Consider the following 3,649-nt stretch of genomic DNA (forward strand, 5'->3'; position numbering starts at 1 on the left):
CCGCATATATCTTGTTTTTTCCGGGTCGATAGAGTTATAGGCTTCAAGTGTTCTCATGGAAGCGGCGGCTTCCTGCACAGTCGAGGTCATGTCCATTGTTGCATTCTGCAGATTGTTCTGCAGTTTTTTTACCGGCTTAGTTGCAATAAGCATAAGTGATATTGAAAAACCTGCAGGAATGAGAACTATCACAAAGAAAATGGGGTCAAGCCACACAAGGCACACCCCTGAACCTACAATCAGGATTATTCCTTGCACCAGTGAGAGGAATTGCGATGGAACCGACTTTATCAAAGCGGCATCATTGGAAACTCTTTGCGAATACCAGGCCGGAGGTTTCTGTTCCCTATCAAGCAAACTCATCCGGAAAAACTTGTCGACCATGCTGTTGCGAATGGAATATAATGATTTCTCCCCTATTGTGCCTAGTATGGCTTGCTGGATTGCTGTCAATACAGCGCCAAGAATGAACAGTATTCCCAATTGCACCGCGATTAATACGATTGCTTTGTGTTGTTGCACGCCGTCTATGAGGGCTCCGCTGAGCTGTGGTTGCAGCAGGACGACCGCTTGTGCGAGGATTCCCAGCAGAAGGCTTGCCGTGTATGCAAGAATGTGCCCCGGCATGTATTTCCTGACGACGTGGATAAAGTTCATGGTTGGCCTGGCCTCTAGTGTTTTGTGGGTTGGTTCTTGTGGGTGAGGCGTGTGCAGAGGATGGTGGTGGCTATGGCGACGGCCAGGAGCAGGAGGGACATGGGTAGGAAGATGTCTGCGATGATGGGTGTGTGTTGTATGCCGACCCCGTCCCGGACGAAGCTTATCGCCACGGATGCCTCGGTGATGGCCACGGCGACGAGGGAGAGGATGATGCCGGCGGTGACGTCGAGTGTGGTCTCGATGGCCGCTGACCAGGCGAGGGCGCCGCGGGTGACGCCCATCTGGTTGAGGCGCCGGTTCTGCATGCGTCGTTCGCTGATTCCTATGGCTATAGATTGGACGAGGAATATCAGGGCCAGGATGGTGCCGCCGGCTATCATGAGCGGTGTTCCCTGCTGCTCCTTGATGCTGGTCTTGATGTAGTCGTCGATGAAGTCCTGCCTGTTCAAGGCGGTGATCTTGTGGGTGGTGTCCCTTATCTGTTGGGCTATGTCGTCGGCCTGGGTGTGGTCGCGGGCGGTGATGAAGGCGTACAGTCGGCCGTTCTCGCCCTCCCTGGGCAGGCCATCCTCGGTCGTGAGCATGTCCATGTTCACGTGGGGGGTGGTCTTGGGCGGCTCGATGACGGCCACGACCTGGACCTGGTGTCTTTTGTCGTGGCGGTCGATGAGGGTGATCGTGTCGCCCGGCTTGCGCTGGTTGTCGTATGCTCTGCTTATGGCCACCTTGCCGGCGCCCAGGTCGGCCAGGCTGCCCTGGAGCACCTTGGGGGCGGTGTCCTTGTGGCTGGGGTCGGCCAGGTCACGGGCCTGGGCCCAGGTGACCTGGAGGAAGGTGTCCATCTGGATGTTTCCGTGCTTGTCGGTCAGGACCCATTGCTGGGTCTGGTAGATGTCGGCTGTGCCGACCTCCCGTCCGAGCCCCTGCAGCGTGCGCGAGATCCTGCCGGCCTGGGACAGGTCGTCCGAGGAGGCCACCACGTCGGCCTTCATGGGCTCGATGCTGAGCACCACCGAGCTCATGCGGCCCGCCTGCATGATGAGGATGAAGGAGACCAGAATGGTCAGCGCCATCATGGCCGGCAACGCTATGGCCGTGGCGCCTGCCCTGCCCCTGCGGACCCGTTGCCGGGCCAGCAGGCCCGGTCCGGCCGCGGTTTTTTCGGCCAGCAGGCCCAGCAGGGATGCTACCGGGGGGACCAGCAGGGGGGCGGCCACGTACACGGTGATTATCAGTAGGACGATCAAGCCCAGCAGCCGGTCGTAGAACTCCGAGCGGTCGACCGGCATGAAGGCGACCGTGATAGAGGCTAGGAACAGGGCCAGGGAGCATACGATCCGCAACCGGCTGGCCTTTTTGTCCTTGACGGCCGGTTGTGTCATCAGCTTCAGGGGGGTCTCGGCCCCGAACCTGCGCGTGGCCAGCCACACGCCCAGCAGGCAGACCGCCATCATCAGGGCGAAGGCCACGGCCGCCACCCACAGGCGGGCCCTGGGGTGGAAGAGCAGGTCGATGTCCGTGGTGCCCATGGCCCTTATGAAGGCCATGCCCACAGGAACGGTCAGCAGGGATCCGGCCAGGCATCCCGCGGCGTCGGCCAGGGCCAGGGGCAGGGAGAACTCTCGCAGGGCCATGGCCACGACCTGTTTGCCCGAGGCGCCGTTGAGCCGCATCAGGCCGTATTCCCGGCGCCTTTCCTGGACCAGGAAGGACACCGATGACAGGACCAGGAACACCGTCACCAGCAGGCAGAACACCAGCGCGATCAGCGACACAGTGTTCAATGCCAGGTCGTAGTAGGCCTTGGTCAGAATGCGGTGGTAGGCGTTCAGGCCCTCCAGGCCGTGCAGGCCGTCGTAGGCCAGGCCCGCCTGACGTGCCTGCAGGGTCGCGCAGGACAGGGTCGTGGTGGCGAACACGGCCAGGCACATGATCCAGTAGGAGGAGCGGTGGGCCCTGACCAGGGAGAAGGACAGGCTGGCCCTTGTTGGCCGCTTGCGCCAGGGTCGGCTCGCCTGCTGGGCCGGGGAGGCCATGCCCGCGCTCACCGGTCGGCCCCGCTCAACGTGGTCTCGGCCAGGTGCATGGCCAGCTGCTCGGCCGTGCAGCCCGACCACACCGAGTGGATGCGGCCGTCGACCAGGAACACGGTGCTGCCAGCACGGGCCGCCACATCCGGGTCGTGGGTCACCATCAGCACCGTGGACCCCCGCGCCGCCACCTGGCCGAAGGCGTCCAGCACCAGCTGGGAGCCGGCGGTGTCCAGGGCGCCCGTCGGCTCGTCGGCAAAGACGACCGAGGGCCTCGAGGCCAAAGCCCTGGCCACCGCCACACGCTGCCGCTGCCCGCCCGACATGTCCGAGGGATAGACGTCGGCGAAACCATCCAGACCCACCGCCTGCAGGGCCCGCACGGCGTCGTCGACCTCGATGCGCGGCCCGCCGAAGAGGAAGGACAGCATCACGTTCTGCAGGCATGTGAACGCTTCGACGAGGTTGTAGTCCTGAAACACGAACCCGATCAGGTCACGCCTGACACGTGTCAGGTCGGCCTCTCCCATCCGGGCCAGGTCATGCTGCCCGATGTGCACCAAGCCCTGGTCGACCGGCAGCAGGCCCGAGGCGCAATTCAGCAGGGTCGACTTGCCCGCGCCCGAGGGCCCCATGATCGCCGTCCACGACCCAGGCGGGCATTGCAGGGACACGTCGGTGATGCCGGCCCCGCCCGAACCGTAATGATAGGAGACACCCTCAAGGGACAGAAACTCACCAGCCATACCCAACCCCAATCCACAGCCCGACGAAACCCCGAGCACCATACGAATCCACAACGCGAAAAGCTACAGCGAACTTTACACTGAGACGCAATACAAGTATTGCTTGCGTGACGGTTAAAAGTCTTCCATAAATTATTGACAAAAAGATGCAATAAGTCAAAAATTATTGTAAAGTATGATTCGTATGCGCTAAGGGCATACCTAATTTAGGGG

Annotated in this window: 3 protein-coding genes; all 3 read right to left on the reverse strand. The window is 61.5% G+C overall.

Features of this window, described 5'->3' with window-relative positions:
- Nucleotides 1-627 (reverse strand): ABC transporter transmembrane domain-containing protein (locus P273_RS0109065; RefSeq protein ID WP_029676374.1); only part of this gene is annotated, 627 nt, incomplete at its 3' end.
- Between the two features lie 44 nt (nucleotides 628-671).
- Entirely contained in the window at nucleotides 672-2,708 is a 2,037-nt protein-coding gene (locus P273_RS0109070; RefSeq protein WP_024628116.1) for an FtsX-like permease family protein, read from the reverse strand.
- Entirely contained in the window at nucleotides 2,705-3,436 is a 732-nt protein-coding gene (locus P273_RS0109075; RefSeq protein WP_029676375.1) for an ABC transporter ATP-binding protein, read from the reverse strand. The genes P273_RS0109070 and P273_RS0109075 overlap by 4 nt, the downstream gene beginning before the upstream one ends.
- Nucleotides 3,437-3,649: the final 213 nt, after the last annotated feature.

Origin of the sequence: Bifidobacterium sp. A11, assembly GCF_000499185.1 — a bacterium.
Classification (GTDB): domain Bacteria; phylum Actinomycetota; class Actinomycetes; order Actinomycetales; family Bifidobacteriaceae; genus Bombiscardovia; species Bombiscardovia mizhiensis.

Excerpts from the sequence above, each read along its gene's own strand:
- P273_RS0109075 (WP_029676375.1), bottom strand. The coding sequence starts at position 3,436 with ATGGCTGGTGAGTTTCTGTCCCTTGAGGGTGTCTCCTATCATTACGGT.